Here is a 13,748-nt window from a genome sequence, read left to right on the forward strand (position 1 = left end):
ATGCCTCGCAGTATTGCCAAGGGCCCGTTCATCGACGACCACCTTCAGAAGAAGGTCGACGTCGCCAACGAGAAGGGCACCAAGAACGTCATCAAGACCTGGTCGCGTCGTTCGGTCATCACGCCGGACTTCCTCGGCCACACCTTCGCAGTGCATGACGGCCGCAAGCACGTCACGGTGTTCGTCACCGAGTCGATGGTGGGCCACAAGCTCGGCGAGTTCGCCCCCACGCGGACTTTCAAGGGCCACGAGAAGGACGACCGGAAGGGCCGTCGTCGCTGATGCGAGTCAGTGACGACAGCACTTCTCTCGAAGAGAGGACAGCAATGGAAGCCAAGGCGCAGGTGCGGTATCTCCGCATGTCGCCCATGAAGGCCCGGCGCGTTGTGGACCTGATTCGTGGCAAGAGCACGGTCGAGGCTCAGGACATCCTGCGGTTCGCACCGCAGGTGGCCTCCGAGCCCGTCCTGAAGCTCGTGCAGTCCGCGATCGCCAACGCCAGGGTGAAGGCCGATCAGGCGGGGGAGCGTTTCGACGAGCGGGAGCTCGTCGTCTCCGCCGCGTACGTCGACGAGGGTCCGACCATGAAGCGGTTCCAGCCGCGTGCTCAGGGTCGTGCCTTCCAGATCAAGAAGCGCACCAGCCACGTCACCGTGGTGGTCGCTCCCGTGAACAAGTAAGGAGTCCCGTATGGGCCAGAAGGTCAATCCCAATGGGTTCCGCCTCGGGATCACCACGGAGCACACCAGCCGGTGGTTCGCCGACTCCACCAAGGAGGGGCAGCGGTACCGCGACTACGTGAAGGAAGACGTCGCGATCCGCAAGCTCATGTCCGAGGGGCTCGAGCGCGCCGGCATCTCCAAGGTCGAGATCGAGCGCACCCGTGACCGTGTCCGCGTCGACCTGCACACCGCCCGCCCGGGCATCGTGATCGGGCGCCGCGGTGCGGAGGCCGAGCGCCTCCGCGGCGAGCTCGAGAAGCTCACCGGCAAGCAGATCCAGCTGAACATCCTCGAGGTCAAGAACCCCGAGGCCGACTCCCAGCTGGTCGCGCAGGGCATCGCCGAGCAGCTCGCCGCTCGAGTGTCCTTCCGCCGTGCGATGCGCAAGGGCATGCAGTCCGCGCAGCGCGCCGGCGCCAAGGGCATCCGCGTGGCGGTCTCCGGCCGCCTCGGCGGCGCCGAGATGAGCCGCAGCGAGTTCTACCGCGAGGGTCGCGTGCCTCTGCACACCCTTCGCGCGAACATCGACTACGGCTTCTACGAGGCCCGCACCGCCTTCGGCCGCATCGGCGTGAAGGTGTGGATCTACAAGGGCGACGTCACCGCCAAGGAGCTCGCGGCCCAGCAGGCCGCCTCGCAGGGTCCCCGCTCCGGTCGGGGCCCGCGTGCCGAGCGTCCGCGCGGCCGTCGCAACGAGCGCAACGCCGCCGCCCGTCAGCAGCGTCCCGAGCAGGCCGAGCAGGCCGCTCCTGCCGCTGCCGAGCAGAGCGCTGCGCCCGCTGAGTCCGGAACGGAGGCCTGAGGGACATGCTGATCCCCCGCAGGACCAAGCACCGCAAGCAGCACCACCCCACCCGCAGCGGCATGTCCAAGGGCGGCAACGATCTCGCGTTCGGCGAGTACGGCATCCAGGCGCTCGCGCCGGCGTACGTCACGAACCGCCAGATCGAGGCCGCGCGTATCGCCATGACCCGCTACATGAAGCGCGGCGGCAAGGTGTTCATCAACATCTACCCCGATCGACCGCTCACCAAGAAGCCTGCCGAGGTCCGCATGGGCTCGGGCAAGGGCTCCGTGGAGTGGTGGGTCGCCAACGTCAAGCCGGGCCGCGTCATGTTCGAGGTCGCCGGTGTGTCCGATGAGGTGGCTCGTGAGGCGCTGCGCCTGGCAGCTCACAAGCTGCCGATGAAGTGCCGCATCCTGAGCCGAGAGGGTGGTGACATCTGATGGCAGCGACCAAGCTCACCGCCGAGGAGCTCGACAAGCTGGACGACCAGAAGCTGGCCGACGAGCTGTCGAAGGCCAAGGACGAGCTGTTCAAGCTCCGCTTCCAGTCCGCGACCGGCCAGCTGGAGAGCTCCGGCCGCCTGCGGTCCGTCAAGAAGGACATCGCGCGGATCTACACGATCCTGCGTGAGCGCGAGCTGGGGATCCGCCAGGCCCCGACCGCCGAGTGACCGCGAAGCGAGGAGAACACATGAACGACAACGTCCACGAGGACGCAGCCGTCGAGGGGCACCACGCCTCCTCGCACGACCGTCCCTACCGCAAGACCCTGCGCGGGTACGTCGTCTCCGACAAGATGGACAAGACCATCGTCGTCGAGGTCGAGGAGCGCGTGAAGCACTCCCTGTACGGCAAGGTCATGACCAAGACCAAGAAGTTCAAGGCGCACGACGAGGAGAACACCGCCGGCATCGGCGACCAGGTCCTCCTCATGGAGACGCGCCCGCTCTCGGCGTCGAAGCACTGGCGCCTGGTCGAGATCATCGAGAAGGCCAAGTGACCCTCTGATCCCTCGCGGATCACCGGCGTCATGCGCCGATGAGGCCGGTCGCCCCCACCCGGGGGCGGCCGGCCTCTCGCATGCCCGAGAGCGGCTGACGGCGATCCCCAGCACCCCTCGGAACGAGCCTGCAGCACGCCTCCGTGCGCCCCCGGAGCACCCCGCGGAGAGTCCTGCAGCACTCCGCGGAGCACCCTGCGCGATGCCCCCGCGAACCCTCCGGATGTGAAGCGCGACACGCCGTGTGAGACATCAGCGTATGCACTGGTCAACCCCCGCTTTCGAGCATCGATCCAGGTCATGGACCTGACATCGCCCGCAAAACCTGTTTTCCTAGTGCGCCGTGCCCGCTCCCCGGGATCTCCGTCGGCCAGCCCTCGGATCTCCCTCGGGGCACGAGGAAGGAAGCGTCGCCGCTCTCGTGGCAGAGCGACGGCCCCTCGGCACCTCAGCCCCACGAAGGCAGGTCCATGTCCTCTTCAGAGCCCTCACCTCTGTCCGGCGCCGAGTCCCCGCTCGGCGCCGACCCCCAGCACGGCCCCGAGGCCGGCGCGCAGTCCGAGGCCCTCTCCGGCGGTGATCCTCAGGGCAGGGCGCGCCGCCCGGGCCGCCGGCTCCTCGGCCGCAAGCCCAAGCAGCCGCGACTCGAGGTCGACGACGTCCTCGTGGTCAAGGGCTCGAAGGTGCGCACCGCGATCGGCGGCACCGTCGTCGGCAACATCATGGAGTGGTTCGACTTCGGCGTCTACGGCTACATGACGCTGATGCTTTCCGAGCTGTTCTTCCACACGGGCAGCAAGTCGCTCGACACCATCCTCACCCTCCTGGGCTTCGCCGTGAGCTTCCTGGTGCGCCCCTTCGGCGGCCTCGTGCTGGGCCCGCTCGGCGACAAGATCGGCCGCCAGAAGGTCCTCTTCTTCACGATGGCGATGATGGCGATCGCGACCGCCCTCATCGGCGTCCTGCCCACCCATGCGCAGATCGGCGTCTGGGCCGCCTTCCTCCTCTACGCCCTCAAGCTCGTCCAGGGCTTCTCGACGGGCGGCGAGTACGCGGGCGCCACGACGTACGTCTCGGAGTACGCGCCCGACAAGAAGCGCGGCTTCTACGCCTCCATGCTCGACGTGGGCTCGTACTTCGGGTTCGCGCTGGGCGCGGGCTCGGTGGCCCTGACCCACCTCATCACCTCGTCCGTCTGGGGCCCCGACGCCATGCTCGCCTGGGGATGGCGCGTGCCGTTCCTCATCGCGATCCCTCTGGGCGCCGTCGCCATCTGGTTCCGTGCCCGCATCCCCGAGACGCCCGCCTTCGAGGCCACCGAGGCCGAGCAGGAGGCCGAGGCCGAGACGTCCCACGAGGACGTGAGCTCGCTGCACGCCCGCAAGGGTCCGGTCGGCATCATCCGCTACCACTGGCGCGAGCTGCTGATCGCCGTCGCGATCGTGGCGGCGACGAACACCGCCGGCTACGCGCTCACGAGCTACATGCCCACCTACCTGGGCACCCAGTTCGGATACAACGAGATGACGAGCGCCGCGACCACGATCCCCGCGCTGCTCATCCTGTGCGCGATGATCCCGCTCGCCGGGAAGGCGTCCGACCGCTTCGGCCGCCGCGCCGTCTACTTCACGGGCTCCGCGACCGCGGTGGTGCTCATGCTCCCGGCCTTCTGGCTCATGCACCAGAGTTCGTTCCTGGAGATCCAGGTCGCGATGGTGATCGTCGCGCTGCCGGTCGCCATGTTCATCGGGCCCTCGGCCGCGGCGCTGCCCGCGCTGTTCCCGACCGCCGCCCGCTACGGGGCGATGGGCATCGCCTACAACATCTCCGTCTCGCTGTTCGGCGGCACCACGCCGATGATCTCGCAGCAGCTGATCAACTGGACCGGGAACAGCTACATGCCCGCTCTCTGGATCATGTTCTTCGGCCTGGTCGCGGGCATCGCCGTGATCTTCATGCGCGAGAGCGCGAAGCGGCCGCTGCTGGGGTCCTTCCCCTCGGTCGAGTCCGAGGAGGAGGCCCGGGACCTCGTCGCCCACCAGGACGAGAACCCCCTGCTGAACACCTCGGAGATGCCCATCGTGGTCGATCCCGAGCTGGAGGCGGAGATCGAGGCCGCGATGGACGTGCCCGGCGCGGGGCTCCCGTCCGACGCGGACGCGCAGCTCGAGGACGAGGACCGCGACGGCAGCGGCGCCTCGGGCGCGGATCGCGTCGGAGCCGGCTCCTGACCGAACCGGAGACCGATGCCCCCTGAAGGACGCGGGGGAGCGGTGCTCCGCCCACGGGCCCGGCCGACGGACGTCTCGTCGGCCGGGCCCGTGCGCGTCCCGGCGCCTCCGCGCCTCGGCGCATGAGCAGGGCCCGCGGATGGGCGACGACTGCGCATGGACGACGGCCGCGCATGAGCAAGGACACAGGCCCGCCGTCGGCCCCGCCCTTCCGCCGGACCCCGCCCAGCACCTACACTTGAACGGTTGCTGATCTCGTGCATGCCCTCGGGCGTGCACGGAGGATGCGGACCGCAGCGTCCATCCCCCGTCGGAGACCGCGCACCATCGGCCCCTCGTGAGCCCCGGGTGTGTCCGAGTCCGCCGGAGGGTTTTTTGATGCCCGCCGCGCTCCGCACCGTCATCCGGCCCTGTGGCCGGGTATCCGGGCAACGGTCCATATCCGTTCCGCAAGGCTGGCTCCCCGTCCCGGGTGGCGAGAACCGGCGAGACGACAGGAGTACTGAGTGATTCAGCAGGAGTCGCGACTGAAGGTCGCCGACAACACGGGTGCGAAGGAGATCCTCTGCATCCGCGTTCTCGGTGGCTCCGGTCGCCGTTACGCAAGCATCGGCGACACCATCGTGGCGACCGTCAAGGACGCCATCCCCGGTGGCAACGTCAAGAAGGGCGATGTCGTCAAGGCCGTCGTCGTGCGCACCACCAAGGAGCGCCGTCGCGCCGACGGTTCCTACATCCGTTTCGATGAGAATGCCGCCGTGATCCTCAAGACGGACGGCGAGCCGCGAGGCACCCGCATCTTCGGCCCCGTGGGCCGCGAGCTGCGCGACAAGCGGTTCATGAAGATCATCTCGCTGGCGCCGGAGGTGCTGTGACATGGCAGGCATGAAGATCAAGAAGGGTGACCTGGTCCAGGTCATCACCGGCCGCACGAGCGATGGCGACAAGGCCGCCAAGCGCGGGCTCGAGCCGGGCGACAAGGGCAAGCAGGGCCGTGTGCTCGAGGTGTTCACCGACACGCAGCGCGTGCTGGTGGAGGGCGTCAACCGCCGCACCCACCACCTGCGTCCGACCCAGCAGGGCGGCGCCGGCGGCATCGAGCAGCGCGAGGCTCCGATCCACGTCTCGAACGTGGCGCTCGTCGACCCCGAGGACAACCGTCCCACCAAGGTCGGCTACCGCGTGGAGACCCTCGAGCTCGAGAACGGCCGCACCAAGCAGGTCCGTGTGCGCTACGCCAAGCGCTCCGGGAAGGACATCTGATGAGCACCGTGACGACCGAGGCGCCCACCCCGCGCCTGAAGACCACCTACCGTGACGAGATCAAGGCCAAGCTCTCCGAGCAGTTCGGCTACGAGAACGTCATGCTGGTCCCCGGCCTGACCAAGATCGTCGTGAACATGGGCGTCGGCGACGCCGCTCGCGACTCGAAGGTGATCGACGGCGCGATCCGCGACCTCGCCACCATCACCGGTCAGAAGCCCCAGGTGACCAAGGCCCGCAAGTCCATCGCGCAGTTCAAGCTGCGCGAGGGCATGCCGATCGGCGCCCACGTGACGCTGCGCGGCGACCGCATGTGGGAGTTCCTGGACCGTCTGCTGTCCACGGCCCTCCCGCGCATCCGCGACTTCCGCGGCCTGTCGCCCAAGCAGTTCGACGGCAGCGGCAACTACACCTTCGGTCTCACGGAGCAGGTCATGTTCCACGAGATCGACCAGGACGAGATCGACCGGGTCCGCGGCATGGACATCACGGTCGTGACCACCGCGAAGACCGACGACGAGGGACGCGCCCTGCTCAAGCTGCTCGGCTTCCCCTTCAAGGAGAACTGACATGGCAAAGACAGCGCTGATCAAGAAGCAGGAGCGCAAGCCGAAGTTCGGCGTGCGCGCCTACACCCGGTGCCAGCGGTGCGGTCGTCCGCACTCGGTGTACCGCAAGTTCGGGCTCTGCCGCGTGTGCCTGCGCGAGATGGCTCACCGCGGTGAGCTCCCCGGCGTCACGAAGAGCAGCTGGTAAGGACTATCACCACAGGTCCTGCGAAGAGCGCCACGGCGCCGTTGCAGGAAACCAGGTGAGGAAGAAGCACTAAGACATGACCATGACCGACCCGATCGCGGACATGCTGACGCGTGTCAGGAACGCCTCCGGCGCCTACCACGACACCGTCACCATGCCGTACTCGAAGCTGAAGAGCGGCATCGCGAACATCCTGAAGTCCGAGGGCTACATCCTCGGCTGGCACGAGGAAGAGGCCGAGGTGGGCAAGAACCTCGTCCTCGAGCTCAAGTACGGCCAGAGCCGCGAGCGCGCCATCTCCGGCGTCCGCCGCATCTCGAAGCCGGGCCTTCGCGTGTACGCCAAGTCCACCAATCTGCCCAAGGTCCTCGGCGGCCTGGGCGTGGCCATCCTGTCCACGTCCTCCGGCCTCCTGACCGACAAGCAGGCTGCCAAGAAGGGTGTGGGTGGGGAAGTCCTCGCCTACATCTGGTGAGCGGGAGAGGAGCACACCGATATGTCCCGCATCGGATTCCGACCGGTCCCCGTGCCGGCAGCCGTCCAGAACGTCACCATCGATGGCCGCACCGTCACCGCGACGGGCCCCAAGGGCGAGCTCTCGCACACCGTGCCTGAGCCCCTGACCATCGAGCGCAACGACGCCGGCGAGCTCGTCGTGCGCCGTCCTGACGACGAGCAGGAGAACCGTGCGCTGCACGGCCTCACCCGCACGCTGGTCAACAACATCCTCCTCGGCGTGACCGAGGGGTACGAGAAGAAGCTGGAGATCGTGGGCACGGGCTACCGTGTGACCGCGAAGGGCACCGACCTCGAGTTCGCGCTCGGCTTCTCCCACCCCGTCATCGTGAAGGCTCCCCAGGGGATCTCCTTCTCCGTCGAGTCGCCCACCAAGTTCGCGGTGGCCGGCATCGACAAGCAGCAGGTGGGCCAGGTCGCAGCGAAGATCCGCGGCATCCGCCCGCCCGAGCCGTACAAGGGCAAGGGCGTGCGCTACGCGGACGAGGTCGTGCTGCGCAAGGCCGGAAAGGCTGGTAAGTGATCATGGGTTACGCAGAGAAGCACACGACCGGCTCCCGCGGCAGCCGGCTGCGCGCCCGGGGCCGTCGCCACCTGCGCGTGCGCCGCCGCATCGTCGGCTCCGCCGAGCGCCCCCGTCTGGTGGTCACCCGCTCGCAGCGCCACATGTTCGTCCAGGTCGTGGACGACGCCAAGGGCATCACCCTGGCGTCGGCCTCCACCATGGAGCAGGACCTGCGCGGGGCCGAGGGCACCAAGTCGGACAAGGCCCGCACCGTCGGGACCCTCGTCGCCGAGCGCGCCAAGGCCGCCGGCATCGACGCGGTCGTCTTCGACCGCGGTGGCAACAAGTACCACGGCCGCGTGGCCGCCGTCGCGGACGGCGCTCGCGAGGCCGGCCTGGCACTGTGATCGCCCCCCGGACACAGGACGAGAAGAGGAACTGATATGGCTGCACAGCAGCGGAACAGCGGTCCCGCGGCCTCCGGCCGTCGGGGCGAGAACTCCAACAACGATTCGCGCAGCGGCGGCAACGACCGCGGGCGCGGTGGGCGTCGCGGCGAGGGCCGCGGTCGCCAGCAGGACGCGGAGAAGTCCGCGTTCCTCGAGCGCGTGGTGAACATCAACCGCGTCTCGAAGGTCGTCAAGGGCGGCCGTCGCTTCTCCTTCACCGCTCTCGTGGTGGTGGGCGATGGCGACGGCACCGTCGGCGTCGGCTACGGCAAGGCCAAGGAGGTCCCCTCGGCGATCTCCAAGGGTGTCGAGGAGGCGAAGAAGAACTTCTTCCGCGTCCCGCGCATCCAGGGCACCGTCGTGCACCAGGTCCAGGGCCACGACGCGGCGGGCACCGTCCTGCTGCGTCCCGCCGCCCCCGGCACCGGTGTGATCGCCGGCGGCCCGGTCCGCGCCGTCCTCGAGTGCGCGGGAGTGAACGACGTGCTCTCGAAGTCGCTCGGGTCGAGCAACCAGATCAACATCGTGCGTGCGACCATCGACGCGCTCAAGCAGCTTGAGGAGCCGGAGGCCGTCGCGGCCCGTCGCGGTCTCCCGGTCGAGGACGTCGTCCCCGCCCCGCTGCTGCGCGCCCAGGCCGCAGGCCGCGCCGCCGCTCGCGAGGCCAAGGCCTCCGAGAAGGTGGGTGCGTGATGCAGCTGAAGGTGACCCAGACCCGATCCCTCATCGGCGAGAACCAGATCCAGCGTGCGACCCTGCGCGGCCTCGGCCTCAAGCGCATCGGCGACACGGTGGTGAAGGAGGACCGCCCTGAGATCCGCGGCATGATCCGCGCCGTCACCCACCTGGTGACGGTCGAAGAGGTGGACTGACACATGACTGATTCGCAGAACCCGATGAAGCTCCACGACCTGCGCCCCGCGCCCGGTTCCAAGACCGCGCGCACGCGCGTCGGCCGTGGTGAGGCCTCGAAGGGCAAGACCGCCGGCCGCGGCACCAAGGGCACCAAGGCCCGCTACCAGGTGCCCGCGGGCTTCGAGGGCGGCCAGATGCCCCTGCACATGCGGCTCCCGAAGCTGCGCGGCTTCACCAACCCCTTCCGCGTCGAGTACCAGGTCGTGAACCTGGCGACCCTGTCCGAGCTGTTCCCCGAGGGCGGCACGGTCACGGTCGAGGATCTCGTCGCCAAGGGCGCCGTGCGCAAGAACCAGCCCGTGAAGGTGCTGGGGACGGGCGACGTCAGCGTGAAGCTCGACGTCACCGCGCAGAAGTTCTCCGCCTCGGCGGAGCAGAAGATCACGGCGGCTGGCGGGACGGCCCGCACCGCGTGAGCGCGCTCGCGCTTCTTTGACGGGGCGCCGCAGGGGGAAATACTCTTCCTGCGGTGCCCTGTCGGCATGTCCGGGCCCCATCGACGGGCCCCTGAGAAGGGAGTCACGTGAACGCGTTCGTCCGAGCGTTTCGCACCCCCGAGCTGCGGGCGAAGATCTTCTTCACCCTGGCTCTGATGGCGATCTATCGGCTCGGTGTCTTCGTGCCCACCCCCGGGTTCGACTACACCAACGTCACCGTGTGCGCCGAGCAGGCCTCGACGGGCAGCGGCAGCGTCCTGGGGATGGTGAACCTGTTCTCGGGCGGCGCGCTGCTGCAGATGTCGGTGTTCTCCCTGGGCGTGATGCCGTACATCACCGCCTCGATCATCATCCAGCTGCTGCGCGTGGTGATCCCCCGCTTCGAGGAGCTGCACAAGGAGGGCCAGGCGGGCACCGCCAAGCTCACCCAGTACACGCGCTACCTCACCATCGGCCTCGCCGTGCTGCAGGCCACCACGATCATCACGATGGTGCGCACCGGCAGCTTCTTCGTCGGCTGCAACCTCCAGGTGATCCCCGACCAGGCGATCTTCACCCTGGTCCTCATGGTGCTCACGATGACCGTCGGCACCGTGCTGATCATGTGGATGGGCGAGCTCATCACCGAGCGCGGCATCGGCAACGGCATGTCGCTGCTGATCTTCACCTCGATCGCCGCCGCGTTCCCGTCCTCCATGGGCCAGATCTGGCAGCTGCAGGGCTGGATGACCTTCTCGCTGATCATCCTCGTCGCGCTCGTCGTGATGGTGGGCGTCGTCTTCGTCGAGCAGTCCCAGCGCCGCATCCCCGTCCAGTACGCCAAGCGCATGGTGGGACGGCGCATGTACGGCGGCACCTCCACCTACATCCCGGTCAAGGTCAACCAGGCCGGCGTCATCCCGGTGATCTTCGCGAGCTCCATCCTCGCGCTCCCGCAGCTGATCTCGTCCTTCGGCGACCCGTCGGCCGGATGGGTGCAGTGGGTCAACGCCCACCTCGTGATGGGCGCGAGCTTCTCCTGGATCTACGCGACCGTGTACGTCCTGCTGATCATCTTCTTCGCGTTCTTCTACACCTCGATCACCTTCAACGCGGAGGAGATCGCCGACAACATGAAGAAGTACGGCGGCTTCGTGCCGGGCGTGCGCGCGGGCAAGCCCACCGAGCGCTACCTGCAGTACGTCATCAACCGCATCCAGACGCCCGGCGCCCTGTACCTCGCGGTGATCTCCCTGATCCCGCTGTTCGCGCTCGTCTACCTGGGCGCCAACCAGAACTTCCCGCTCGGCGGCGCGTCCCTGCTCATCATCATCGGCGTCGGACTCGACACCGTGAAGCAGGTCGACGCGAAGCTCCAGCAGCACCACTACGAAGGGATCCTCCGATGACCGATCAGCCCACCACGAGCGCGCAGGGCTCCTCCCCGGAGACGTCGGCCGCCGCGGCCGGTGCCCGCCGCCTGCTGATCATCGGCGCACCCGGTGCGGGCAAGGGCACCCAGGCCGGCCGGATCGCCGACGCCCTCTCGATCCCCGCGATCTCCACGGGAGACATCTTCCGCGCGAACGTCTCCCAGGAGACCGAGCTCGGGAAGCTCGCGAAGTCGTACATGGACAAGGGCGAGTACGTGCCCGACTCCGTCACCAACGACATGGTCCGCTCGCGCCTGTCCGAGGAGGACGCCCGCGAGGGGTTCCTGCTCGACGGCTACCCCCGCACCCTTGACCAGGTCGAGGCCCTCGACGGCATCCTGGAGGACGGCGGCGAGGGCGGCGTCGACGCGGTGCTCATGCTCGAGGTCGACTACGACGCCGTGATCCAGCGCCTCGTCGCCCGCGGCGCCGAGCAGGGCCGCTCCGACGACACCGAGGAGACCATCCGTCGCCGCCTCGAGGTCTACGCCGAGCAGACCACGCCGCTCGTCGACGTCTACGAGCGACGGGGCATCCTGCACCGCGTGAACGGCATGCGCTCGATCGACGAGGTCACCGAGGAGCTGCTGAGCGTCCTCGGCACCCGCTGATCCGCGCACGGGAACGGGGTCGATCCCATGGGCCTGCTGCGCCGCGAACGTCCTGAGATCAAGACGGGGGAGCAGATCGCCCTCATGCGGCGCAGCGGCCTGCTGCTCGCGCGCGTGCACGACATGCTCGCCGCGCACATCCGTCCGGGCATCACCACCGGCGACCTCGACCGCCTCGCCGAGGAGATGATCCGCGACGAGGGCGCACTGCCGAACTTCAAGGGGTACCAGGGGTATCCCGCCACCGTGTGCATCAGCGTGAACGAGGTGATCGTCCACGGCATCCCGGGTGCGCAGGTGCTCGAGGAGGGCGACGTCGTCTCGATCGACGGCGGCTGCATCGTCGAGGGCTGGCACTCCGACGCCGCCCGGACCCATGTGGTTGGGGACTACCGCTCCGAGGCCGACCGCCACCTCGTCGAGGTGACCCGGGAGGCCATGTGGCAGGGGATCGTCGCGCTCGCGGGCGCACGCCGCGTCGGGGAGATCGGCGCCGCCATCGAGGACTATGTGGACGCCGAGGCGCTCGGGGAGCTCAGCCACCTCGAGGAGTTCGGCGGCCACGGCATCGGCACGGCCATGCACCAGGCGCCCGACGTCATGAACTTCCGCACCCGCGACCGCGGGCCGAGGATCGTCCCCGGCATGTGCCTGGCGATCGAGCCGATGCTCGTCCAGGGCTCGGCGGAGTGGGAGATGCTCGCCGACGACTGGACGGTGCGCGCGACCGGCGGCGGCCGCGCCGCCCATGTCGAGCACTCGACCGCGGTCACCGAGCAGGGCCTCGTGGTGCTCACCGCCGCCGACGGCGGGGCCTCCGAGCTCGCCGCCCGGGGAGTGGCCGCCGCGCCCGACCCGCTCGCGGCCTGAGCCCGAGCCCGCGGCGTGACGGGGTTCATCCCCTCCGCCCCTCGGTCCTGCGCGACTTCGACGGTAGGATGGTCGATCGGGTGTGCTCCGTTCGCGTTCGGGCGCGCCCAGGCGCCTCTCACCGGATCCGGGTCCGCCCGGCCCGTGTGCGATGCGCCCGGAGACCGACGCGAAACCCCGCCCCGCGACCGCGGCGGCGAGGAGATAGGGGAGGCATGGCCAAGAAGGACGGCGTGATCGAGGTCGAAGGCACGGTCAAGGAGGCGCTCGCCAACGCGCGCTTCCGGGTCGAGCTGGACAACGGGCACAAGGTGCTTGCGCACATCTCCGGGAAGATGCGGCAGCACTACATCCGCATCCTGCCCGAGGACCGCGTGGTCGTCGAGCTCAGCCCCTATGACCTCGACAAGGGCCGCATCGTCTACCGCTACAAGTGATCCCGGCGCCGCGCATCCGTGCGCGGACCGCCGGGTGGGGAAGAGATTCCCCTGAACCCGCGAGAAGGAAGTCATGAAGGTCAAGCCGAGCGTGAAGCCGATCTGTGACAGCTGCAAGGTGATCCGTCGCCACAGCGTGGTCATGGTCATCTGCAAGAACCCGCGGCACAAGCAGCGTCAGGGCTGATCGGGTCCCCCGAGAATCCCTGGCCGCGCGAGCAGCCGCGCCCGCGCCGCATCCCGAGATCCGCGATCCTGCGGATCGACGAGGGAGGCGCGCGGGCACCCCGGTGAACCGGGAGCCCCGGAGCATCCGGGGCACGGGGCCACGGCCCCGACACAACAGAAGAGCCGACACCGCCGACGGGGGAGACCCCGACGGACACCCGCAGACGGAGGCTGCGGCGCACCACGGGTGCGAGGTGTCGTCTCAGGCCTCCGAGACAGTAGGAGAACTGCACCATGGCACGTCTGGTTGGCGTTGACCTGCCGCGCGACAAGCGCGTCGAGGTCGCCCTGACGTACATCTTCGGCATCGGGCGCACCCGCGCCCTCGAGACCATCGCCGCCACCGGCGTGGACCCGAGCATCCGTGTGCGCGACCTCAGCGACGAGGACCTCGTCAAGCTGCGCGATCACATCGAGGCGAACTACCAGCACGAGGGCGATCTGCGCCGCGAGATCGCCGCGGACATCCGCCGCAAGGTCGAGATCGGCAGCTACCAGGGCCTGCGCCACCGTCGTGGCCTGCCCGTGCACGGCCAGCGCACGAAGACCAACGCGCGCACCCGCAAGGGCCCCAAGCGCACCGTGGCCGGCAAGAAGAAGGCCCGCTGAT

At 68.8% G+C, this 13,748-nt stretch carries 23 protein-coding genes; all 23 read left to right on the plus strand.

Annotated elements, in window-relative coordinates:
* Window positions 1-282, plus strand: a complete 282-nt coding sequence (gene rpsS, locus MHY49_RS04175) for a 30S ribosomal protein S19 (protein ID WP_152351781.1) — start codon at window positions 1-3, stop codon at window positions 280-282.
* Window positions 283-326: 44 nt separating this feature from the next.
* Window positions 327-680 carry a 50S ribosomal protein L22 gene (gene rplV, locus MHY49_RS04180; protein ID WP_200501867.1) on the plus strand — a complete coding sequence of 118 codons (354 nt, stop codon included), beginning with the start codon at window positions 327-329 and terminating at the stop codon, window positions 678-680.
* Between the two features lie 10 nt (window positions 681-690).
* Window positions 691-1,524, plus strand: a complete 834-nt coding sequence (gene rpsC, locus MHY49_RS04185; RefSeq protein WP_200501866.1) for a 30S ribosomal protein S3 — start codon at window positions 691-693, stop codon at window positions 1,522-1,524.
* A gap of 5 nt (window positions 1,525-1,529) precedes the next feature.
* Window positions 1,530-1,949, plus strand: coding sequence for a 50S ribosomal protein L16 (gene rplP, locus MHY49_RS04190; protein WP_152351784.1), 420 nt, complete (start codon window positions 1,530-1,532; stop codon window positions 1,947-1,949).
* A complete protein-coding gene (rpmC, locus tag MHY49_RS04195) occupies window positions 1,949-2,179 on the plus strand; it encodes a 50S ribosomal protein L29 (RefSeq protein WP_152351785.1) in 231 nt (76 codons plus the stop codon). Before rplP ends, rpmC begins: the two co-directional genes overlap by 1 nt.
* A gap of 20 nt (window positions 2,180-2,199) precedes the next feature.
* Window positions 2,200-2,508 (plus strand): 30S ribosomal protein S17, encoded by a 309-nt coding sequence (gene rpsQ / locus MHY49_RS04200; RefSeq protein ID WP_152351786.1) that lies wholly within the window; start codon window positions 2,200-2,202, stop codon window positions 2,506-2,508.
* A gap of 470 nt (window positions 2,509-2,978) precedes the next feature.
* Window positions 2,979-4,739 (plus strand): MFS transporter, encoded by a 1,761-nt coding sequence (locus MHY49_RS04205; RefSeq protein ID WP_239202827.1) that lies wholly within the window; start codon window positions 2,979-2,981, stop codon window positions 4,737-4,739.
* 506 nt (window positions 4,740-5,245) lie between these two features.
* Window positions 5,246-5,614 carry a 50S ribosomal protein L14 gene (gene rplN / locus MHY49_RS04210; RefSeq protein ID WP_152351787.1) on the plus strand — a complete coding sequence of 123 codons (369 nt, stop codon included), beginning with the start codon at window positions 5,246-5,248 and terminating at the stop codon, window positions 5,612-5,614.
* A 1-nt stretch (window position 5,615) separates the two neighbouring features.
* On the plus strand, window positions 5,616-6,002 hold the full coding sequence (gene rplX / locus MHY49_RS04215) for a 50S ribosomal protein L24 (RefSeq protein ID WP_152351788.1): 387 nt from the start codon (window positions 5,616-5,618) through the stop codon (window positions 6,000-6,002).
* Window positions 6,002-6,571, plus strand: a complete 570-nt coding sequence (gene rplE / locus MHY49_RS04220; protein ID WP_200501865.1) for a 50S ribosomal protein L5 — start codon at window positions 6,002-6,004, stop codon at window positions 6,569-6,571. The genes rplX and rplE overlap by 1 nt, the downstream gene beginning before the upstream one ends.
* A 1-nt stretch (window position 6,572) precedes the next feature.
* Window positions 6,573-6,758, plus strand: coding sequence for a type Z 30S ribosomal protein S14 (locus MHY49_RS04225; RefSeq protein WP_152351790.1), 186 nt, complete (start codon window positions 6,573-6,575; stop codon window positions 6,756-6,758).
* Between the two features lie 76 nt (window positions 6,759-6,834).
* Window positions 6,835-7,233, plus strand: a complete 399-nt coding sequence (gene rpsH, locus MHY49_RS04230) for a 30S ribosomal protein S8 (RefSeq protein WP_200501864.1) — start codon at window positions 6,835-6,837, stop codon at window positions 7,231-7,233.
* Window positions 7,234-7,254: 21 nt separating this feature from the next.
* Window positions 7,255-7,797, plus strand: a complete 543-nt coding sequence (gene rplF / locus MHY49_RS04235) for a 50S ribosomal protein L6 (protein WP_152351792.1) — start codon at window positions 7,255-7,257, stop codon at window positions 7,795-7,797.
* A gap of 2 nt (window positions 7,798-7,799) precedes the next feature.
* Window positions 7,800-8,186, plus strand: coding sequence for a 50S ribosomal protein L18 (gene rplR, locus MHY49_RS04240; RefSeq protein WP_152351793.1), 387 nt, complete (start codon window positions 7,800-7,802; stop codon window positions 8,184-8,186).
* 36 nt (window positions 8,187-8,222) lie between these two features.
* Window positions 8,223-8,921, plus strand: a complete 699-nt coding sequence (rpsE, locus tag MHY49_RS04245) for a 30S ribosomal protein S5 (RefSeq protein WP_152351794.1) — start codon at window positions 8,223-8,225, stop codon at window positions 8,919-8,921.
* On the plus strand, window positions 8,921-9,100 hold the full coding sequence (gene rpmD / locus MHY49_RS04250) for a 50S ribosomal protein L30 (RefSeq protein ID WP_214651140.1): 180 nt from the start codon (window positions 8,921-8,923) through the stop codon (window positions 9,098-9,100). Before rpsE ends, rpmD begins: the two co-directional genes overlap by 1 nt.
* Before the next feature lie 3 nt (window positions 9,101-9,103).
* Window positions 9,104-9,559, plus strand: a complete 456-nt coding sequence (rplO, locus tag MHY49_RS04255; RefSeq protein WP_214651121.1) for a 50S ribosomal protein L15 — start codon at window positions 9,104-9,106, stop codon at window positions 9,557-9,559.
* 107 nt (window positions 9,560-9,666) lie between these two features.
* Window positions 9,667-10,968, plus strand: a complete 1,302-nt coding sequence (gene secY, locus MHY49_RS04260; RefSeq protein WP_200501863.1) for a preprotein translocase subunit SecY — start codon at window positions 9,667-9,669, stop codon at window positions 10,966-10,968.
* Window positions 10,965-11,603 (plus strand): adenylate kinase, encoded by a 639-nt coding sequence (locus MHY49_RS04265; protein WP_239202828.1) that lies wholly within the window; start codon window positions 10,965-10,967, stop codon window positions 11,601-11,603. The genes secY and MHY49_RS04265 overlap by 4 nt, the downstream gene beginning before the upstream one ends.
* A gap of 27 nt (window positions 11,604-11,630) precedes the next feature.
* Window positions 11,631-12,473, plus strand: coding sequence for a type I methionyl aminopeptidase (map, locus tag MHY49_RS04270; RefSeq protein WP_239202831.1), 843 nt, complete (start codon window positions 11,631-11,633; stop codon window positions 12,471-12,473).
* 215 nt (window positions 12,474-12,688) lie between these two features.
* Window positions 12,689-12,910 (plus strand): translation initiation factor IF-1, encoded by a 222-nt coding sequence (gene infA, locus MHY49_RS04275; RefSeq protein ID WP_109274698.1) that lies wholly within the window; start codon window positions 12,689-12,691, stop codon window positions 12,908-12,910.
* Between the two features lie 73 nt (window positions 12,911-12,983).
* Window positions 12,984-13,097 carry a 50S ribosomal protein L36 gene (gene rpmJ, locus MHY49_RS04280; protein WP_087105259.1) on the plus strand — a complete coding sequence of 38 codons (114 nt, stop codon included), beginning with the start codon at window positions 12,984-12,986 and terminating at the stop codon, window positions 13,095-13,097.
* A 275-nt stretch (window positions 13,098-13,372) separates the two neighbouring features.
* Complete coding sequence (rpsM, locus tag MHY49_RS04285) at window positions 13,373-13,747, plus strand: 30S ribosomal protein S13 (protein ID WP_200501860.1); 375 nt, start codon at window positions 13,373-13,375, stop codon at window positions 13,745-13,747.
* Window position 13,748 lies beyond the last annotated feature (1 nt).

Source organism: Brachybacterium sp. ACRRE (genome assembly GCF_022346485.1).
Lineage (GTDB): Bacteria > Actinomycetota > Actinomycetes > Actinomycetales > Dermabacteraceae > Brachybacterium > Brachybacterium halotolerans.

Coding starts and splice junctions, on each gene's coding strand:
- rpsQ (WP_152351786.1), top strand. CDS start 2,200: ATGAACGACAACGTCCACGAGGACGCAGCCGTCGAGGGGCACCACGCC.
- map (WP_239202831.1), top strand. CDS start 11,631: ATGGGCCTGCTGCGCCGCGAACGTCCTGAGATCAAGACGGGGGAGCAG.
- rpmD (WP_214651140.1), top strand. CDS start 8,921: ATGCAGCTGAAGGTGACCCAGACCCGATCCCTCATCGGCGAGAACCAG.
- rpsM (WP_200501860.1), top strand. CDS start 13,373: ATGGCACGTCTGGTTGGCGTTGACCTGCCGCGCGACAAGCGCGTCGAG.
- rplO (WP_214651121.1), top strand. CDS start 9,104: ATGACTGATTCGCAGAACCCGATGAAGCTCCACGACCTGCGCCCCGCG.
- rplR (WP_152351793.1), top strand. CDS start 7,800: ATGGGTTACGCAGAGAAGCACACGACCGGCTCCCGCGGCAGCCGGCTG.
- rplF (WP_152351792.1), top strand. CDS start 7,255: ATGTCCCGCATCGGATTCCGACCGGTCCCCGTGCCGGCAGCCGTCCAG.
- rplE (WP_200501865.1), top strand. CDS start 6,002: ATGAGCACCGTGACGACCGAGGCGCCCACCCCGCGCCTGAAGACCACC.
- rpsS (WP_152351781.1), top strand. CDS start 1: ATGCCTCGCAGTATTGCCAAGGGCCCGTTCATCGACGACCACCTTCAG.
- rpmC (WP_152351785.1), top strand. CDS start 1,949: ATGGCAGCGACCAAGCTCACCGCCGAGGAGCTCGACAAGCTGGACGAC.
- rpmJ (WP_087105259.1), top strand. CDS start 12,984: ATGAAGGTCAAGCCGAGCGTGAAGCCGATCTGTGACAGCTGCAAGGTG.
- MHY49_RS04205 (WP_239202827.1), top strand. CDS start 2,979: ATGTCCTCTTCAGAGCCCTCACCTCTGTCCGGCGCCGAGTCCCCGCTC.
- rpsE (WP_152351794.1), top strand. CDS start 8,223: ATGGCTGCACAGCAGCGGAACAGCGGTCCCGCGGCCTCCGGCCGTCGG.
- rpsC (WP_200501866.1), top strand. CDS start 691: ATGGGCCAGAAGGTCAATCCCAATGGGTTCCGCCTCGGGATCACCACG.
- MHY49_RS04225 (WP_152351790.1), top strand. CDS start 6,573: ATGGCAAAGACAGCGCTGATCAAGAAGCAGGAGCGCAAGCCGAAGTTC.
- rplV (WP_200501867.1), top strand. CDS start 327: ATGGAAGCCAAGGCGCAGGTGCGGTATCTCCGCATGTCGCCCATGAAG.
- rpsH (WP_200501864.1), top strand. CDS start 6,835: ATGACCATGACCGACCCGATCGCGGACATGCTGACGCGTGTCAGGAAC.
- rplX (WP_152351788.1), top strand. CDS start 5,616: ATGGCAGGCATGAAGATCAAGAAGGGTGACCTGGTCCAGGTCATCACC.
- infA (WP_109274698.1), top strand. CDS start 12,689: ATGGCCAAGAAGGACGGCGTGATCGAGGTCGAAGGCACGGTCAAGGAG.
- MHY49_RS04265 (WP_239202828.1), top strand. CDS start 10,965: ATGACCGATCAGCCCACCACGAGCGCGCAGGGCTCCTCCCCGGAGACG.
- rplP (WP_152351784.1), top strand. CDS start 1,530: ATGCTGATCCCCCGCAGGACCAAGCACCGCAAGCAGCACCACCCCACC.